This window comes from Amycolatopsis sp. M39 (assembly GCF_001651785.1).
Classification (GTDB): Bacteria; Actinomycetota; Actinomycetes; order Mycobacteriales; family Pseudonocardiaceae; genus Amycolatopsis; species Amycolatopsis rubida.
Genome location: NZ_LWSF01000001.1, coordinates 225,180 through 242,855 on the forward strand (window position 1 = coordinate 225,180; position 17,676 = coordinate 242,855).

Genomic DNA, 17,676 nt, shown 5'->3' on the forward strand with positions numbered 1-17,676 from the left:
GACATGTGGCAGAATGTCTCACGGAGAGCGAGAGGAGCCGCGAAGATGCGTGCTGTGCAGGTGACCGAGTTCGGCGGTCCCGAGGTGCTGAAGCCGGTCGAGCTGCCCGATCCGGTGGCCGGGCCGGGGCAGGTGCTGATCGAGGTCGACCGCGTCGGGCTGAATTACGCGGACACGCATCAGGCGGAGAACTCGTATCTCGCTCCGAGCAAACTGCCGCTCGTGCCGGGCGGCGAGGTGGTCGGCCGCACGGCGGACGGCAAGCGCGTGGTCGCGCTGCTCAACGACGGCGGCGGGTACGCCGAGCGCGTCGCGGCCGACGAGGCCATGACGTTCCCGGTGCCGGACGGCGTCGACGACCTGAACGCGCTGTCGATGCTGGTCCAGGGCGCGACCGCGTGGATCATCCTGCGCAAGAACGCTCACCTTGAGCCCGGCGAGACGGTGGTCGTGCACGCCGCGGCCGGCGGGGTTGGTTCGATCGCGGTGCAGCTGGCGAACGCGTGGGGAGCGGGCCGGGTCATCGCGACCGCGAGCAGTGCGGAAAAACGCGAGCTGGCGATCGAGCTCGGCGCGGACGTCGCGGTCGATTCCCGCGCGGAGAACATGACCGAAGTCCTGCGGGAAGCCAACGGCGGCAAGCGGGTGGACATCGTTCTCGACATGGTCGGCGGCACCACGACCGACCAGAGCATCGCCGCGCTCGCCCCGTTCGGCCGTCTGGTGTTCTACGGGATGGCCGGCCGCCGGTCGCCGAAGCCGATCGAGTTGCGCAATCTGCTCGGCCACAGCGCGACCGTCGCCGGGATGTGGTTGCCGCACGTGTTCCGCTTGCCGGGCAACGTTTTCGGCACCGCCCTCGGCGAGCTGTTCACCATGGTGCGGGACGGGAAGCTCCGCGCGATCGCGGGCGGCGAGTACGCGTTGGCGGACGCGCGGAGGGCGCACGAGGCGCTGCGGTCGCGGGGCACGACGGGGAAGTTGCTGCTCGACCCGCGCAGGTAGGGCTCGTGAGTGCTGATCGCGGTTCTCACCGCGATCAGCACTCACGAGGGCTAGCCAGCAGTTCCTCCAACGGCGCCGCCTTGTGCAGGCACTCCTGCCACTCCGCCGCACTGTCCGAGTCCGCCGTGATCCCGCCGCCGACCCCCAACGCGATCCGGTCCCCGGCGATCTCGAACGTCCGGATCGCCACGTTCAGCTCCAGCCCCGCCAGCGGCGACAGCAACCCGACCGCGCCGGTGTACCCGCCGCGCGCGGCCGGTTCCAGCTCGGCGATCAGGTCCAGTGCCCGAATCTTCGGCGCCCCGGTAACCGAACCCGGCGGGAACGTCGCCGCCAGCAGTGCGGCGTCGGTTACCCCGTCCGCCAGCACACCCTCCACAGTGGACGCCAGATGCCACACCCCCGGAGCCGGGTGCACCGCGAGCAGTTCCGGCACCACGACGCTGCCGACCTCGCACACCCGGCCGAGGTCGTTGCGCACCAGGTCGGTGATCATCACGTTCTCCGCGACGTCCTTCGCCGACTGCCGCAGCCGGAGCGCGTTGCCGTCGTCCGCCGGGCCGCGGCGGGGCAGCGTCCCCTTGATCGGCGACGACCGCACGCGGCGGCCGTGGCGTTCCAAAAACAGCTCCGGCGACAGCGAAACCACCGAACCCCATTCACCGGTGACGTAAGCCGCCCGCCGCGGAGCCAGCCGCCGCACCCCCTCGGCGAACAGCGCGGCGGGCGAGCCCTCGAACGCCCCGATGAACCGCGAGCAGATGTTCGCCTGGAACAGCTCGCCCGCCTCGATCTCGTGCACGCACGCCTTCACCGCCTGCGCGTGCCCGGACGGCCGGTCCAACGCACTAGCGGACCACGACACCTCCGCGGACCCGGCCAACGCCCGCTCCACCACGGCGAGCTGCGCGTCAGCGTCACCTTCGATCGACTCGAACCAGCACACCCCCGCCGCGTCCCAGCGCAGCAGGTGATCCGCCCAGCCCCAGGCCGACGCCGGAACCCCGGTCGATCGGCCGGACGGATCCGCCTGGTCGTAAGCCAGAAACCCGAACCATCCACCGCCGATCCGGCCCGACGGCCCCGAGGCCGGGAAATCAGCCGGGAACGGCCGCGGAGTCACCGCCACGAACGGCGCCACCACGGCCCGCGACCCGAACCAGTTCCCGCATACCGCGGCCGGATCGGGCAGGCCGTGCGCCCGGGCGTACGTGGACAGCAGAACGAGCACCCGGGAAGGGGTCAGGTCGGTCCGCAGCCGCTGGAAACGCATCGCGCCATTGTGCCGGAATCCGGCGGTGACCAGCGGAAAAGGTGATCAGAGCAGCACATCGGACAGCGCGAACGGATACACCACCGCGTCCTGGGCCACCGGCCCGTCGACGCCTGGCACGTCGGGTGCGAAGGCGTGCTGGTGCAGCCCGAGCCGCGAATGGAACCAGCCGGGCCGCCCGGGGATGCCGTTGTGCCGCACGAGCCACAGCACCACCTCGGAATCGGCCCAGCGGTCCGGGTGCAGGCGGTGCGCCCAGCAGTCGTGCCCGGCGTACACGAGCACCCGGCTGATCTTCGCGGCGTGCCGCACGTGCTTGATCCACGCCTTCACGAACCGGTCGTCGACGCTTTGCGCGTCCACCTCCAGTGCGGGGGCGAGCGATCCGGGCGCGAACGCGCCGAGCCTGCTCGCCGTCCGGACGAAATGGTCGGCCTGGTCGTGCACCGCGCCGGGCCGGGCGTAGTGCCGGGCCCCGGTGTGGATGCCCGCGTGCTGGGCCGCGGCCAGCGTCCGCTCCGCGCCCGGATCGCTCCAGTTGACGTTTTCACTGATCGTGACCGAGGCGAACCGCACGTCGGCACCGCGCACCGCCGTCCAGTCGAGCACTTGCTCGCGATGAGTGAGCGTGAGTCCGCGCCCACTCTCCGGTTCCGCCACCTCGCACCCCTGACAAGCCCCACGACGGGTGAAAGGCCACCCTACGTCCGGAATTCCGGAGCGGGGTGACCTTTCACCCGGCGTGTCGATAGGCTTTGATCAGGCGTTTTCCCGTTGGAAGGTGCGCGTTCCCCACCAGATCGCCACCACGGCCATGACCAGCACGACCACGCTGCCGGTGAACAGCGCGTCCATCGAGAAGTCGCCGCGGAAGCTGTTGCGCTCCACGTCGACCACGTGCCGGAACGGATTGATCTGCGAGATCGTGTACAGCCACTTCGGAGCCAGGCCCGCGGTGATCGGGATGAGGATCCCGGACAGCAGCAGCAACGGCATGAGCACCGCGTTGAGCAGCGCCGGGAACGCCTCCTCGCTCTTGAGCGTGAGGGCCAGCGCGTAGGAGCACGACGCCAGCGTGAGCGCGAGCAGGAACACGATCGCGAGGCTCAGCAGCACGCCGCCGAACGGCGCGTTCAGGTCGAACACCAGGTAGGCGAGCAGGATGATCAGCACCGATTGCACGGTCGCCTGCAACGCGTTCGCCAGCACCTTCCCGAGCAGCAGCGCGGCCCGGTGCACCGGGGTGACGCGCAGCCGCTCGACCACGCCGGACCGGAACTCGGCCAGCAGCCCGAAGCCCACGAACGAGCTGCCGAACAGCGCCAGCTGCGCGATCAGCGCGGGCGTGAGCACCATCCAGCCGTCGACCTCGGACATCCCCTGCGCGCTGAGCGACTTCACCAGCAGCGGGCCGAAGAAGAACAGGTACAGCAACGGCTGGGCGAGCCCGATCAGCAGCCACGCGGGATTCCGCAGCGCGCCCGCCATGTCGCGGCGGAAGATCAGCCAGGTGTCATGCCACACCGGACACCTCCGGTTCCGCCGGCGCGGGCTGCTCGGCTTCGCGCAGCGACCGGCCGGTGAGCGTAAGGAATACGTCGTCCAAGGTCGGCCGCGTGACCTGCATCGAGGTCGTCGCGATTTCCTTGGCGTCGAGCGCGCGCAGCAGCTCCGGCATCGCGGTGTCGCCGCGCGGCACCCGGAACCGGATCGACCCCTCGCGCACGGCGAACTCGTGCGCGCCGGGCAGCTGCCGGGCCAGGTCCGCGGCGGCCGCGGCGGAGCGCGGATCGACCTCGATCGCCACGCCGTCGCCGGAGACCTGCTCCTTCAGCGCGTCCGGATGCCCCTCGGCGACGATCCGGCCGTCGTCGATCACGATCAGCCGGTCGGCCAGCGCGTCGGCCTCGTCGAGGTAATGCGTGGTCAGGAAGATCGTGACGCCCTGCTCGGCGCGCAGTCGCCGGATGTGTTCCCACAGGTTCGCCCGGCTCTGCGGATCGAGCCCGGTGGACGGCTCGTCGAGGAACACCAGCCCCGGCGAATGGATCAGCCCCAGCGCGATGTCGAGCCGCCGCCGCTGACCCCCGGACAGCGTTTTCGTGGCCCGCTGCTCCAGCCCGGCCAGGTCGAGCTGCTCGGTGAGCACCTTGCCGCGCGCGATCGCGTCGGCCTTGCTCATCCGGTACAGCCTGCCCTGCAGCTCCAGCTCTTCGCCGACGCGCGATTCGGGCGCGGTCCCGCCGCCCTGGGCGACGTACCCGATGGTGCGGCGCACCCCCGCCGCATCGGTGAGCAGGTCGTGCCCGCCGACGGTCGCGGTGCCCGCGGTCGGTTTCAGCAAGGTGGTGAGCATGCGCAGCGTGGTGGTCTTGCCCGCCCCGTTCGGGCCGAGGAAGCCGACCAGCTCGCCCGCCTCGACGTCGAGATCGACCCCCTGCACCGCGTGCACTTCGCCACCGGCTCGGCCCTTGCGGCGGAACCGCCGCTCAAGTCCGCGTGCCGTGATCATGGATTGCCCTCTCCTCCCAGAAGATCAGCTAGTCAATTTTGAATAGCTGACGCGCACACTGTGCCCGGAACCGAAGGGTTAGTCAAATTTGATTACTGGGGCGGCTGGCCGAACGCCGAGCCCGGATCGTCGGCCATCACGTATTCGCCCGCCTCGAGCCTGGCGATCAGCCCGGTGAGCCATTCCGTGCTGGCCCTGGCGATCCCGCCCCACAGCCGGAACAGCTCGGACACATGCGGCGGCTTGTTCCAGGTGTCGTCCTCCAGGCCCAGCTGCGAACGGCGCTCTTCCGCCTCGAAGTGGATGAGGTTCTGCCGAAGCAGGCTGATCACGTGCTTGCGAGGGAGCGCGGGCATCAGGCTGATCGCCGCGCACAGCTCCGCGTTGCTCGCGCTCGGATCGGACAAGCCCTTCGCCAGCAGCACCTGGAACTCCTGCTCGCCCGCGGGAGAGAGCCGGTAGGCGACCCGGTCCGGGCCGCCGTCGCCCGGTTCGACGTCGATCTTCTCCAGCAGGTCCTCGGCGGCCATTTTCTTGAGCGCGTGGTAGATCGAACCGGGCTGGACGTTCGCCCACTTGTCCGCCGACCACGACAGCAGTTCGCGGCGCACCTGGTAGCCGTGCGCGCGGCCGAACATCCGCACGACCCCGAGCACCAGCAGACGCGTCGCCGACACCGGCTCTCCCTTCCCCGACCGCCAGGAAACGCCCTGGAACGCATCCGTAGGCTAAACAGGTATGAGCACCCCTGTGTTGACCGCGGTGGCCTGGCCCTACGCCAACGGCCCCCGCCACATCGGCCACGTGTCCGGATTCGGCGTCCCGTCCGACGTCTTCTCCCGCTACCAGCGAATGGCCGGCAACCGGGTGCTCATGGTGTCCGGGACCGACGAACACGGCACGCCGATCACCGTCCAGGCGGACAAAGAGGGGATGACCCCGCAGCAGACCGCGGACAAGTACACCCGCCAGATCGACGAGGACCTGCAAGGTCTCGGCCTCTCCTACGACCTGTTCACCCGCACCACCACCGGCAACCACGCCGCGGTGACGCAGGAGATCTTCCTCGCGCTCAACCGCAACGGCTACGTCGTCCCGAAGACCACCCGCGGCGCGATCAGCCCGTCCACCGGCCGCACGCTGCCCGACCGCTACATCGAGGGCACCTGCCCGATCTGCGGCTACGACGGCGCACGCGGCGACCAGTGCGACAACTGCGGCAACCAGCTCGACGCCGCCGAGCTGATCAACCCGAAGTCGCGGATCAACGGCGAGACGCCGAAGTTCGTCGAGACCGAGCACTACTTCCTCGACCTGCCCGCGTTCACCCAGACCCTCGGCGACTGGCTGGGCACCAAGACCGACTGGCGCCCGAACGTCCTCAACTTCACCAAGAACCTGATCGACGACATGCGGCCGCGGCCGATCACCCGCGACCTCGACTGGGGCGTGAAGATCCCGCTGGAGGGCTGGCGCGACCAGCCGCTCAAGCGGTTCTACGTCTGGTTCGACGCGGTCATCGGCTACTTCTCCGCCAGCGTCGAATGGGCGCGCCGCAACGGCACACCGGACGCCTGGCAGGAGTGGTGGGCCAACGCCGACGCGCGCGCCTACTACTTCATGGGCAAGGACAACATCACCTTCCACGCCCAGATCTGGCCCGCGCTGCTGCTCGGCCAGAACGGCGACGGCGACCACGGCGGCGAGCCGGGCAAGTACGGCAAGCTGCACCTGCCGGACGAGATCGTGTCCAGCGAGTTCCTCACCATGAGCGGCTCGAAGTTCTCCACCTCGCGCGGCACGGTCATCTACGTGCACGACTTCCTGCGCGAGTTCGGCCCGGACGCGTTGCGGTACTTCATCTCGGTGGCCGGGCCGGAGACCCAGGACACGGACTTCACGTGGGACGAGTTCGTTCGGCGGACCAACTTCGAGCTGGCCAACGAGTGGGGCAACCTCGTCAACCGGTCGATTTCGATGGCGCACAAGAACAATGGGGCGATTCCGGCTCCGACCGAGCCCGCGCCCGCTGACGAGGAGTTGAAGGCGCTGTCTCGGCAGGCGTTCGAGACGGCGGGCGGGCATCTGGCGCGGTCGCGGTTCAAGCTGGCTGCGGCTGAGGCGATGCGGGTGGTTACGGCGGCCAACCGGTACCTGTCGGATCAGGAGCCTTGGAAGCTCAAGGACGATCCGGATCGGCGGGACGCGGTGCTGCATACGGCGTTGCAGGTGGTTAGCGACGCTAATACGTTGCTGACGCCGTTCCTGCCGCATTCGGCGCAGAAGGTGCATGAGGCGCTTGGCGGGACTGGGGTGTGGGCTGCGCAGCCTGAGCTGCAGGAGGTCGAGGATCTTGACCTGCCGGATCGGGTCAATCCCATCTTGACCGGTGATTACCAGAGTGAGCAGGCCAAGTGGGAGTCGAAGCCGGTCGAGGTCGGGCGTCCGCTTGAGAAGCCGACGCCGTTGTTCACGAAGCTGGACCCGAAGCTGGGGGAGACTGGGCCGGAGTGGGCTCCGATCGTGACTGACTGAGTCTGGGGGGCTCGTCGCCTGGGGCGACATTGCCGTGGTCTTGGCGTGGGGCACCCCGAAGCTTGAGTGTGCTGACGGNCCGCAGGGAGGCTTCGGATCGGGGTGCGGGGGAGGGGCTGGGTGCCTCGATCGTGGGTGCAGCGGCTGCGGTTTGTGGGTGGGGTGGTGAAGGGCTCTTGAGGGAATCTAAGTTCGACGGTCTGTGAGGGGGACCCTGGGGGAAACAGCGTCTGTGAGGGTTCCCCTCACGGCATTCGGGGGTCAGGCGCGCAGTAACTTGGGGGCCATGGGTGACGAAAAGCGCGAACTTCCCCCGATTCCCGACCGGCTGCCGGTGACGGTGGTTGACGCGCACACTCATCTGGACGCGTGTGGTGCGAAGACTGCGGCTGATGTCGCGGAGATGGTTGACCGCGCGGAGCGGGCTGGTGTCGCGCGTGTTGTCACGGTCGCGGATGATCTCGCTGCCGCTCGATGGGCGACCGAAGCGTCCACCTGGGACTCGCGGGTTTTCGCGGCGGTCGCTATTCATCCCACGCGCACCAAGGAATTCGGGCCTGCCGAACAGTCCGAAGTGGAGCGTCTGGCGCGCGGGGAACGGGTGGTCGCGGTCGGCGAGACGGGGCTCGATTACTACTGGGACTACTCGCCGCACGATGCGCAGCAGGCTGCGTTTCGCTGGCACATCGACCTTGCGAAGCGGCTTGGCAAGGCGTTGATGATCCACGACCGCGACGCGCACGAGGACGTGCTTCGCATCCTCGACGAGGAAGGCGCGCCCGAGACGGTCGTCTTCCACTGCTTCTCCGGCGACGAGCACATCGCGCGCCGCTGTGTCGACAAGGGCTACATCCTGTCCTTCGCGGGCACGGTCACCTTTAAGAACGCGCGCGGGCTGCGCGAGGCCGCGCGGCTCGTGCCGGGCGGGCAGTTCCTCGCGGAGACTGACGCACCATTTCTGACGCCTCATCCCTACCGCGGGCGGCCGAACGAGCCGTATTGCACTGCCTACACCGTTCGCTTCCTCGCTCAGCTGCGCGGCGAAGCGGTGCACGAGGTGGCCGAAGCGGTCCGGACCACTGCCGAACGCGCATACCGGCTGCCGGCATGATTCCGTAGTGTCACAACGGGTTGCACGGATTGCGACATTCGAGACCGCGCATTCGTCCACCTCATGAGTGACGCAAGTCACGACACTCCGGGGGGTGTTTGCGCAACCTGCCAACACCCGTTACTGTCCCGTGATCGTGCCGGTCGGTACCGCGCAGCGGATGCCGGCTGATACGCCCACCAGTCACGTCAGTGCACGTCGGGGAAGCGGAACCGGGGTTGGTACGACTCGGGACCGTGACGATGGCGCTGGCTGGGGGTGTCGGACTTGAGAGGCGCGCCCGAGGGTGCGTCGCTAACGAAGGACGACGCGCGCATGACGCGCGGTGTCTTGGGAAAGGGAACGACCCGGTGACTGGTAGTCGGCAGGATGACTCGCGTCTTGACGCGGGTTCGGCGTATTTCTCCTCCTCCGAGTCCTCGGTGGCCGTGCTCGATCGCGAGCTGGAGGACACCGCCTACGGGCAGCTGGACTTCTCCGACGAGCTCCGCGTGACCGAGCAGGACGTGCTCGCCGCGCTCGGCCCGGACGCCGACATGCTGATGTCGGAAATCGATGTCGACGTCGACGAGCTGATCCGGCTCATCAACGCGGAAACCACGATGCTTCCGCCGCTCGTCCTCCCGGACGAGGTCGAGCAGGACCGCACCGCCTCCCCGCAGGCCAAGAAGGCCGCGGTCGAGGAAGGGCTGCGCGAGGCGACCAAGACCTGGAAGCGGCGCTTCCTCAAGGGCGCGGTGCTTTCGCTGCTGGTCACCGTCGGCGGTGGCGGTGCGGCGGCGCTCGCGATGAACAAGAGCATCACCGTCGACGTCGACGGCCACCAGCAGACCGTGCACAGCTTCGGCGGCACCGTCGGCGACGTCCTCAAGGACGCGGGCCTGTCGGTCGGCGAGCACGACGCGCTTTCGCCCTCGCCGCAGGCGGCGGTCGGCGACGGCGGCGTCATCAAGCTTGAGCGCGGCCGCCAGCTGAACCTCGTCGTGGACGGCGTGTCCCGGCCCTCCTGGGTCCGCGCGACCACGCTCAGCGAGGCCATGAACCAGCTCGGCATGGGCAGCATGCTTTCCCAGGGCGCGTGGACGTCGATGCCCTCGTCCGGCGAACTGCCGTTGCAGGGCTCGACCGTCCAGGTCAAGACCCTCAAGCACATCACGCTTTTCGACGGCACCAACGCGCCCCGCAAGGTGGACACCACCGCGGTGACCACCAAGGAGTTCGCCTCCGACCTGAAGCTGAACCTCGGCCCGGACGACGCGATCGAGGGCGGTCTCGACGTCAGCCTGAAGAACGGCGCCGAGGTCCACGTCAGCCGCATGGGCGTGTCGATGGTCAACCAGGAAGAGACCATCGACCCCGAGGTGCAGAAGGTCGACGACCCGACGCAGCTGCAGGGCCAGCAGAGCGTCGAGGACCCGGGCACGCCGGGCAAGAAGCTGGTGACCTACAAGGTCACGAAGAAAAACGGCGAAGAGGTCGCGCGCGAGCAGGTCTCGGAGAAGGTTCTCGTCGAGGCCAAGGCCAAGATCATCAAGGTCGGCACCAAGAAGCCGCCGGCCCCGGCGATCGGCGACACCGGCGTGTGGGACCGCATCGCGCAGTGCGAGTCGAGCGGCAACTGGTCGATCAACACCGGCAACGGCTACTACGGCGGCCTGCAGTTCGACCGGCAGACCTGGAACGCCTACGGCGGCCAGCAGTACGCCCCGACGGCCGACAAGGCCACCCGTGAGCAGCAGATCGCGGTCGCCGAGAAGGTGCGCGACGCCCGCGGTGGCTACAGCGCCTGGGGCTGCGGCTACAAGGCCTGAGCACTCGCTGATTTTCCGGCAGGCGGCCGGGAGCCTCGCGCTCCCGGCCGCCTGTTTTCGTCCGCCGCGTTGTCGCTGGGTAGGCTCGTCCGGTGGTGGAACTGCTGGGGCCTGCTGAAATCCGCGGGCTGGCCGACGAACTCGACGTCCGGCCCACGAAGAAGCTCGGGCAGAACTTCGTGCACGACCCCAACACGGTCCGCCGTATCGTCGAACTCGGCGGCGTGCGGCCGGGGGATGTCGTCCTGGAGGTCGGGCCCGGTCTCGGCTCGCTGACGCTGGGCCTGCTGGCCGCGGGCGCTCAGGTCGTCGCCGTGGAGATCGATCCGGTGCTGGCCGCCCGCCTGCCGCGCACAGTGGCCGAGCGCGCGCCTGAGGCGGCGGAGCGGCTGACCGTCGTCGGCGCGGACGCGCTGCGGGTGCGGGCGGCTGACCTGCCGGCTGAGCCGGTGTCGATCGTGGCGAACCTGCCGTACAACGTCGCGGTGCCGGTGGTGCTGCACCTGCTGGCCGAACTGCCCTCGCTGCGCAGCGGGCTGGTAATGGTCCAGACCGAGGTCGCCGACCGGATGGCGGCCGGGCCGGGCAGCCGCACTTACGGCGTGCCGAGTGTGAAGCTCGCTTGGTACGGCCCGGCGCGCAAGGTGGCCGCGGTGCCGCGCGCGGTGTTCTGGCCGGTGCCGAACGTCGATTCCGCGCTGGTCTCGTTCACCCGGACCGACCCGGTTTCCGGAGTGGATCGCGCACGGCTGTTCGCGGTGGTCGACGCGGCGTTCTCGCAGCGGCGCAAGACTTTGCGGGCCGCATTGGCGGGGTGGGCCGGTTCTGCCGAGCGGGCAGGCGAGCTGCTCGCTGAGGCGGGGATCGATCCGAAGACGCGCGGGGAGCAGCTGGACGTGCACGCGTTCGCGCGGATCGCGGTCGCCGGTAACTGATCGGGGACCCCTCCCGCAGGGGCGAGGCTAGGTTCCCCGGCATGGTCCGGAATCTTTCGCTGGCCCTGCTTCAGCTCGTCGGCGCGGTGCTGATCGTCGGCGGCCTCGTCGGCATGGCGGCCGGGGTCTCGATGCGGTTCACGGAACCGGACGCGGTGATGTGCGGTGACCGGGTGATGCCGCGCGATCCGTCGTACTTCTGCAGCGGTGGCGGCACGTACGAATCGATGGCGCGAGCACAGCAAGCCTCCTACGACCGCGGCCCGTACGTCGCGGGGTTCTCCTTCGTGGGCGTGCTGGCCGGGATTCCGGTGACCTACTTCGCGTCGAAGAAGCGGTACCGGTGGTAGCCGGGCATCGCAAGCACCCCCCGTCGCAGAGCTCCCCGAATCGCGTGCGCTTTGTGACATCCAACGGCGGCGCCGGGACAGGTATTCCGTGAGCGGCTAGCTACTTTCGGTCATCGTGCGAGCACGGCCAAGGCAGCCGTGTTCCTGTGACGAGCAGCTCGTCCGGCCCTTGGCATTCGGGCGAGTCTGCTTGCTCCGCACCCCGGATTGTTCGGCGGCGCCGACCCGAGGTGCTTCGCTCCGCTGACCTATCTCAGCCCGGCCGGAGCCTCGGCGGCCCGAGTGCCGAGGCCTGCGGACCATCGCCCCTTGACAACGGGAAAACTCTTGTTCCATCAAGAACCTGGATCGTCCACAGTAGACCGAACTAGTTCGCCGCCTGCCATCGCCGCGAGTGTTTCGCAGGTCGAGGCACTGTTCGGCGGCCGAGGTTCCGGGTTTCCGGGTTCTGGACGCGGTGTTCCGGTATGCGGGCACCACCAGACGTGTGATCTGCACCAACGCGCTTGCGTTCAGCCAATGGGATCGGCTTTACTCAGAAGCGTCCATCCCGAGCGACTGAGAGACCTGGCTCGCCGAAGTCGCAGCAACCACCCTCCGCGGGGCAGGTGCTACCGCCAGGACCGATGGAGGCTGTTTTCGATGAAGAGGGTCACCCGCCCGCTCCTGCTGACCCGCCGGCGCGTAGTCGACGAAGGTCGCCGCTCGGTATGTGCGTGTCCACGCTTCATGGTCATCGCCTGATCGTTTTTTCCGCAGTTTCTTGCGCCGTCCACAGTGGACGGTAATTCGATGACGCCTGGCGCGCCCGGAATCGGCGCTGCGCCTCGTTTGCCTGGAGCCCTTTCGTGATCACTGTCGAAAACGTGTCCAAGTCCTTTCCCTTCCACGGAAATCGTGTCGCCGCGCTGCGCGACGTGAGCGTTGACGTGCAAGCCGGTTCGCTGTTCGGGGTCGTGGGTCCGTCCGGTTCCGGCAAGTCGACCCTCGCCCGGTGCATCGCGCTGCAGGAGCGTCCCGACCGCGGCGTCGTGCGGCTCGACGGCCTCAACACCGCGACGCTCGACGGCAAGCGGCTGCGGGAGATCCGCCGCCAGCTGGGTGTCGTCGGGACCAAGCCGGAGCTGATCGCCGAGCGCACCATCGCGGGCAACATCGCCAGCCCGCTGGAGCAGCTCGGTGTCGACGGCCCGCAGCGGCGCAGCCGGGTCGGCTCGCTGCTCGACCTGGTCGGCCTCACCGCCCGTGCCGCGCAGAAGCCGGAAGAACTCACCGACGGCCAGCTCCGCCGGGTCGCGGTCGCCAAGGCGCTCGCCGCCGGCCCGGCCGTGCTGCTCGCCGACGACCCGACCGCCGGGATCGCGGCCGAGGACGCGGGCGCGGTGCTCGCCGTGCTCGACCGGGCGCGGGCCGAGCTGGGCGTGACGGTCGTCGTCACCACTCCGGACGCGGATGTCGTCCGCCGGGTCTGCGACGACGTCGCCGTGCTCGACAACGGCGCGATCGTCGAGCGCGGCACGGTGCTCGACCTGATCTCGACGCCGGACAGCTGGACCGCGCAGGCGGTGCTGCCGTCGGTCGAGACCTCGCGCGCCCAGTCCGCGAAGTACGACCGCGCGGTCGACGTCGTCCTGATCGGCTTCGCTTCGGTGGGCGCCCTGCTGCCCGAGGCGGCCAGCCGTTTCGACGTGGAGCTCGCCACCATCGGCGGCGGCCTCACCCGCATCGGGGACACCCCGATCGCCCGGTTCCGCCTCGGCGTCCGCGGCGAGCGGGCCGACGCCGCGCTGTCCTGGATCTCCGACCGGGGCGCGCACGTGAGCCAGCCGGCTCGCGGCCCGCAAAGCGTCGTCGCCGCCTGATTAACCTTTGCCTGAGCGGTTTCCGAGGGCCGTCCCATTCGGTTGGGGCGGCCCTCGCCACGTCTGCGGGACGCGTCGCCCGAGGAATCAGGTCGCGTGGTCAAAATTATAGGACACGCGTCCTGAAGTCTGTCCATTGTGGTCGCTCCGGCGCACGATCTCCGCCAGTTCCGGATCCGCGTGCGCCTCGGCGGTCTGCTTCCACTTCGCCACGAGGGCGGCGAACGGCACCGGGTTGCCGAGGGAATCGGCTCGTTCCAGGGTTTCGGCCAGTTCGCCGGCGAACGTCCGCACCTCGTCCGCCGACAGGTATCGCGCCCACGGGAACGCGGCGGGCAGCGCCTCGGCGGCGAGCGCGGCCGTCTCGGCGCTGCGGCGCATCAGCTCCACGAGGATCGTGACGGTCGCCGAAAACCCGGCCGCCGCCTGCTCGGCGCGCTCGGCGGTCACGAGCACCAGATCGGGTTTGTCCTTCTCCCGGCGGCGAATCCGGACCGAACGGGTCGGCGAACCTTCGAGCTGTTCCACGACCCGGCGCGGGTGCAGGGACAGCTCGGACAGGTTGACCTCCGGCGCGCGCATAGTTACAAAGTAGTTCCAAATTAGCCCGCCTGGCCACTTCGGAGCGACGGTTGGGGGAACTTCCGTGCCAACGTTTTCTCCTGGCGGCGCCTGGTCAGCGACAGCCACGTAGGCTGGACGGGTGCTCGCCGTCGTTCCACCACCAGTCACCGTCCGGGTCCCGGCCAAGGTCAACCTGCACCTGGCCGTCGGCGACCTGCGGGCGGACGGGTTCCACGAGCTGGTCACCGTCTTCCAGGCGCTTTCGCTCACCGACGAGGTGACCGTCGCGGCCACCGACGAGCCAGGGCTTGAGGTGTACGGCGAGGGGGAGCGCACCGTACCCACCGACAGCGCGAACCTCGCCTGGCGCGCGGCGTGCGAGCTGGCCTCCTACGCCGGACGGCCGGACGCGGATGAGCCGAAGGTACGAATCGTGCTGCGCAAGGGTATTCCGGTCGCAGGCGGCATGGCGGGCGGGAGCGCGGACGCTGCGGCGGCGCTGGTCGGGCTCTCGTCGCTCTGGAAGCTCGACGTCACCCGCGACGAGTTGGCCACCATCGCCAGCAGCTTGGGCAGCGACGTGCCCTTCGCGCTGTACGGCGGCACTGCGCTCGGCACCGGCCGCGGCGAGCAGCTCGTGCCGGTGCTCGCGCGGCACACGTTCCATTGGGTGCTGGCCTTCGACGAGGAAGGCCTGTCCACGCCCCAGGTGTTCGGCGAACTCGACCGGCTGCGCGCCGACGGCAAGCCGCCGCGGATCGGGTCGCACACGCCGGTAGTGGAGGCGCTCGCCTCGGGTGATCCTCGCCAACTCGCGCTGTTGCTCGGCAATGACTTGCAAGCGGCCGCGGTGTCGCTGCGGCCCGGCCTGCGCCGCACGCTGCGCGCCGGGGTGAACGCGGGCGCGCTCGCCGGATGCGTGTCCGGCTCCGGGCCGACGTGCGCGTTCCTGTGCTCCGACGCGGAAACCGCGGTCGAGGTGGCCGCTGAACTGTCCGGCGCGGGAGTGTGCCGGACGGTGCGAGTCGCGCACGGCCCGGTGCCCGGGGCCAGGGTGGTCGGCGGCGACGACGCGCCGCGCAACGCGCCGCCGCGCGTGCACGCCTGAACCGCAAGCTTGAGTCAATAGTCCACAGTGGAAAGGATCCGGATGGCCAACCTGGTCAACCTGGAATCGGTGAGCAAGTCCTACGGCGTGAAGCCGTTGCTGGACAACGTTTCCCTCGGTGTCGCCGAGGGGCAGCGCATCGGCGTCGTCGGGCTCAACGGCGGCGGCAAGACCACGCTGCTCGAAGTCCTTTCCGGACTGAGCGAGCCGGATTCCGGCCGGGTGAGCCAGGTGCGCGGCCTGCGGATGGCTGTCGTCACCCAGCGCACCGAACTGCCCGCGGGCAGCACGGTCGGCGGCGTGGTGCTGCAGCGCTACGGAGCCGAGCACGAATGGGCCGCCGACGCGCGCGTCCGGTCTATTGTGGATGGTCTCGGCATCACCGCGATCGGTCTCGACACCCCGACCGCGAACCTGTCCGGCGGCGAACGCCGTCGCGTCGCGCTGGCCGCCGCCCTGACCGGCGAACTGGACCTCGTGGTGCTCGACGAGCCCACTAACCACCTTGACGTCGAAGGCGTTCGCTGGCTCGCCGACCATCTGCTGGGCCGCCGGATCGCGGTCGTGGTCGTGACGCACGACCGGTGGTTCCTCGACACCGTCGCGAGCCTCACCTGGGAGGTCGCGAACGGCCGGGTCGAGCAGTACGAAGGCGGTTACGCCGACTGGATTTTCGCCCGCGCCGAACGCGCCCGCCTCGCCGCGACCGCGGAGGAGAAGCGGCAGAACCTGGCGCGCAAGGAATTGGCGTGGCTGCGGCGCGGACCGCAGGCGCGTTCCTCGAAGCCGCGCTACCGCGTCGAAGCCGCCGAGGCGCTGATCGCCGACGTGCCGCCGCTGCGCGATTCGGTGGAGCTGATGGCGTTCGCGAAACGCAGGCTCGGCAAGACGGTACTGGAGTTGGAAGACGCTTCGCTGCGGGTTGGCGACCGGACCTTGCTCGACCACGTCACATGGCGGATCGGCCCGGGCGACCGGATCGGTCTCGTCGGGGTGAACGGCTCCGGCAAGACCACGCTGCTGAAGCTGCTGGGCGGTGATGTCGAATCGCCGACCGGGCGGCGGGTGCAAGGCAAGACGGTCGCGCTCGCGCACCTGCGCCAGGAACTCGACGACCTGCCCGCTGATCTTCGCGTGCTGCAAGCGATCGAGCAGATCTCCGGTCGCGTCGTGTTCGGCAAGCAGGAGATGACCGCCTCGCAGCTCGGCGAGAAGCTCGGCTTCCCCGCCGCTCGGCAATGGACGCCGGTCGGCGACCTGTCCGGTGGCGAACGTCGTCGGCTGCAGCTGTGCCGGTTGCTGATGGCCGAGCCGAACGTGCTGCTGCTGGACGAGCCGACGAACGACCTGGACATCGACACCCTGCAACAGCTCGAAGACCTGCTCGACGGCTGGCCGGGCACGATGGTGGTGGTCTCGCACGACCGGTACCTGGTCGAGCGCGTCTGCGACGCCACGTACGCGCTTCTCGGCGACGGCAAGGTCACCCATCTGCCGGGCGGCATCGAGGAGTATCTGCAACGCCGCGCTCGGGCGAAGGAAGCCACGCCGCGTCGCGAGGCACCTCCGGCGGAGAAGGCCGAGGCCAAGCGCAGTGCGGCGGAAACCCGTGCGGCGCAAAAGGAATTGGGCCGGTTGGAGCGGAAGCTGGACCAGCTCGCGAAGCGGGAAGAGAAGCTGCACGCCGCGTTGGCGGAAGCGGCCACCGACCCGGAGAAGCTGATCGAGCTGAACACCGACCTGAAGGCCGTCCTGGCGGAGAAGGACGACGTCGAAGCGCGGTGGCTGGAGACGTCCGAACTCGCCGAGTGACTCACGACTCCGGCCGATCACGCATTTCAACGCGTTGACCGGCCTTGCGCCAGACGTGGTCCGGTCGGCGCTGGCATCGACGGAGCATCCGTGTGGCTCGACGGCGCGGGTTTGCCCGCCGCTCCGGCCCGGCGAACCCAGCCTGCTGGAAATCGCGGTATCGACCCGCGAATAACACCGGGATCGCTTGCGTGCACTGCATTTGCTCGGCCACGACCTCGTCCAGCCAGTCGTGGCGCTCGTCCGCACCGGTGCTCCAGAGGACAGCCTGGACGCACTCGCCGCGCCGGTGCCGGTCGGCTGCGACACCACCGCCTCGGCCGCCCGACCCGAGTACTGACCCAAGGCGGTCCGGCACCCCGCGAATTGGCCGGGGCCTGCACGACGACCTCGCCGCCCGCCCGCCTCGACCGGACTGGACCGAGCCGTGGACGTCTGGATCGCTACGGCGAGTCAGCCGCACCCCTGTAGTGGCAGCAAGCCCGCACCGCGCTGCGTTTCGCATCGTCCACTGTGTTCGATCGCCGGGCCGTCGCCTGGACCGGATCGAAGCGGCGACCGGCTGGTGGCTCGAGGACGCGATGGACCGGTTCCAGGCGACGTTCGCGCTGCTGGCCCGGCGGTTGGTGACCTCGGATCGCACGCTGGGCGACGTCGGGTAGGCGACGCCCGTCGCTCGGACTGGGCGGGTCCGGCGGCGCGCGTTTCCCGGAGGGACGCTCATGATCGACCTCGCCCGCACCTGGCAGATGCTCGAACAGCGGCTCAAGACGACCGTGAACCCCCGGCACCGGCGGG

General features: G+C 69.4%; 17 protein-coding genes and 1 riboswitch. Of the genes, 11 read left to right on the forward strand and 6 right to left on the reverse strand.

The genetic code is table 11. The features are described 5' to 3' along the window. The first annotated feature begins 45 nt into the window (after positions 1–45). The gene (locus tag A4R44_RS01160) at positions 46–1,005 is read left to right on the forward strand and encodes a zinc-binding dehydrogenase (protein WP_067575538.1); all 960 of its coding nucleotides are present in this window, start codon (positions 46–48) and stop codon (positions 1,003–1,005) included. 34 nt (positions 1,006–1,039) lie between these two features. Here the strand turns inward: A4R44_RS01160 and A4R44_RS01165 are convergent, their stop codons facing one another. The 5 genes from A4R44_RS01165 to A4R44_RS01185 form a co-directional block, all read right to left on the reverse strand. Beyond that, positions 1,040–2,278, reverse strand: a complete 1,239-nt coding sequence (locus tag A4R44_RS01165) for an aminodeoxychorismate synthase component I (RefSeq protein ID WP_067575547.1) — start codon at positions 2,276–2,278, stop codon at positions 1,040–1,042. Between the two features lie 45 nt (positions 2,279–2,323). Beyond that, on the reverse strand, positions 2,324–2,938 hold the full coding sequence (locus A4R44_RS01170) for a glycoside hydrolase family 25 protein (RefSeq protein WP_067575549.1): 615 nt from the start codon (positions 2,936–2,938) through the stop codon (positions 2,324–2,326). A 99-nt stretch (positions 2,939–3,037) separates the two neighbouring features. Beyond that, positions 3,038–3,802 carry an ABC transporter permease gene (locus tag A4R44_RS01175; RefSeq protein ID WP_067575550.1) on the reverse strand — a complete coding sequence of 255 codons (765 nt, stop codon included), beginning with the start codon at positions 3,800–3,802 and terminating at the stop codon, positions 3,038–3,040. Next, positions 3,792–4,790 carry an ATP-binding cassette domain-containing protein gene (locus A4R44_RS01180; RefSeq protein WP_067575551.1) on the reverse strand — a complete coding sequence of 333 codons (999 nt, stop codon included), beginning with the start codon at positions 4,788–4,790 and terminating at the stop codon, positions 3,792–3,794. Before A4R44_RS01180 ends, A4R44_RS01175 begins: the two co-directional genes overlap by 11 nt. 92 nt (positions 4,791–4,882) lie before the next feature. Continuing rightward, positions 4,883–5,467, reverse strand: coding sequence for a PadR family transcriptional regulator (locus A4R44_RS01185; RefSeq protein ID WP_067575552.1), 585 nt, complete (start codon positions 5,465–5,467; stop codon positions 4,883–4,885). A 61-nt stretch (positions 5,468–5,528) separates the two neighbouring features. Between A4R44_RS01185 and metG the strand changes: the two genes are divergently transcribed. The 6 genes from metG (at position 5,529) to A4R44_RS01215 (ending at position 13,394) form a co-directional block, all read left to right on the forward strand. Then, positions 5,529–7,325, forward strand: coding sequence for a methionine--tRNA ligase (metG, locus tag A4R44_RS01190; RefSeq protein ID WP_067575553.1), 1,797 nt, complete (start codon positions 5,529–5,531; stop codon positions 7,323–7,325). Between the two features lie 286 nt (positions 7,326–7,611). Further along, complete coding sequence (locus A4R44_RS01195) at positions 7,612–8,436, forward strand: TatD family hydrolase (protein ID WP_067575555.1); 825 nt, start codon at positions 7,612–7,614, stop codon at positions 8,434–8,436. A gap of 350 nt (positions 8,437–8,786) precedes the next feature. Next, complete coding sequence (locus tag A4R44_RS01200; protein WP_369805794.1) at positions 8,787–10,247, forward strand: transglycosylase family protein; 1,461 nt, start codon at positions 8,787–8,789, stop codon at positions 10,245–10,247. Between the two features lie 92 nt (positions 10,248–10,339). Then, entirely contained in the window at positions 10,340–11,182 is an 843-nt protein-coding gene (rsmA, locus tag A4R44_RS01205) for a 16S rRNA (adenine(1518)-N(6)/adenine(1519)-N(6))-dimethyltransferase RsmA (protein ID WP_067575559.1), read from the forward strand. A gap of 41 nt (positions 11,183–11,223) precedes the next feature. Continuing rightward, positions 11,224–11,532, forward strand: a complete 309-nt coding sequence (locus A4R44_RS01210; protein WP_067575560.1) for a hypothetical protein — start codon at positions 11,224–11,226, stop codon at positions 11,530–11,532. Between the two features lie 542 nt (positions 11,533–12,074). Beyond that, positions 12,075–12,165, forward strand: a riboswitch (SAM riboswitch). Positions 12,166–12,380: 215 nt separating this feature from the next. Then, complete coding sequence (locus A4R44_RS01215; RefSeq protein ID WP_067575561.1) at positions 12,381–13,394, forward strand: methionine ABC transporter ATP-binding protein; 1,014 nt, start codon at positions 12,381–12,383, stop codon at positions 13,392–13,394. A gap of 87 nt (positions 13,395–13,481) precedes the next feature. Here A4R44_RS01215 and A4R44_RS01220 read toward each other — a convergent pair whose 3' ends face one another. After that, on the reverse strand, positions 13,482–13,976 hold the full coding sequence (locus A4R44_RS01220) for a hypothetical protein (RefSeq protein WP_067575562.1): 495 nt from the start codon (positions 13,974–13,976) through the stop codon (positions 13,482–13,484). A 121-nt stretch (positions 13,977–14,097) separates the two neighbouring features. On the opposite strand from A4R44_RS01220, the gene A4R44_RS01225 reads away from it, so the two are divergent. The 4 genes from A4R44_RS01225 (at position 14,098) to A4R44_RS01235 (ending at position 17,540) form a co-directional block, all read left to right on the forward strand. After that, entirely contained in the window at positions 14,098–15,066 is a 969-nt protein-coding gene (locus A4R44_RS01225; protein ID WP_067575570.1) for a 4-(cytidine 5'-diphospho)-2-C-methyl-D-erythritol kinase, read from the forward strand. Positions 15,067–15,108: 42 nt separating this feature from the next. Beyond that, entirely contained in the window at positions 15,109–16,878 is a 1,770-nt protein-coding gene (locus tag A4R44_RS01230; RefSeq protein ID WP_067575572.1) for an ABC-F family ATP-binding cassette domain-containing protein, read from the forward strand. A 187-nt stretch (positions 16,879–17,065) separates the two neighbouring features. Further along, positions 17,066–17,218 carry a hypothetical protein gene (locus tag A4R44_RS47705; protein ID WP_157904804.1) on the forward strand — a complete coding sequence of 51 codons (153 nt, stop codon included), beginning with the start codon at positions 17,066–17,068 and terminating at the stop codon, positions 17,216–17,218. A 130-nt stretch (positions 17,219–17,348) separates the two neighbouring features. After that, on the forward strand, positions 17,349–17,540 hold the full coding sequence (locus A4R44_RS01235) for a hypothetical protein (RefSeq protein ID WP_067575575.1): 192 nt from the start codon (positions 17,349–17,351) through the stop codon (positions 17,538–17,540). The last annotated feature ends 136 nt before the right edge of the window (positions 17,541–17,676 follow it).

Bases quoted from the DNA above. Each gene is read 5' to 3' on its own strand.
- A4R44_RS01160 (WP_067575538.1), top strand. From the start codon at position 46: ATGCGTGCTGTGCAGGTGACCGAGTTCGGCGGTCCCGAGGTGCTGAAG.
- A4R44_RS01165 (WP_067575547.1), bottom strand. From the start codon at position 2,278: ATGCGTTTCCAGCGGCTGCGGACCGACCTGACCCCTTCCCGGGTGCTC.
- A4R44_RS01180 (WP_067575551.1), bottom strand. From the start codon at position 4,790: ATGATCACGGCACGCGGACTTGAGCGGCGGTTCCGCCGCAAGGGCCGA.
- metG (WP_067575553.1), top strand. From the start codon at position 5,529: ATGAGCACCCCTGTGTTGACCGCGGTGGCCTGGCCCTACGCCAACGGC.
- A4R44_RS01195 (WP_067575555.1), top strand. From the start codon at position 7,612: ATGGGTGACGAAAAGCGCGAACTTCCCCCGATTCCCGACCGGCTGCCG.
- A4R44_RS01210 (WP_067575560.1), top strand. From the start codon at position 11,224: ATGGTCCGGAATCTTTCGCTGGCCCTGCTTCAGCTCGTCGGCGCGGTG.
- A4R44_RS01220 (WP_067575562.1), bottom strand. From the start codon at position 13,976: ATGCGCGCGCCGGAGGTCAACCTGTCCGAGCTGTCCCTGCACCCGCGC.
- A4R44_RS01230 (WP_067575572.1), top strand. From the start codon at position 15,109: ATGGCCAACCTGGTCAACCTGGAATCGGTGAGCAAGTCCTACGGCGTG.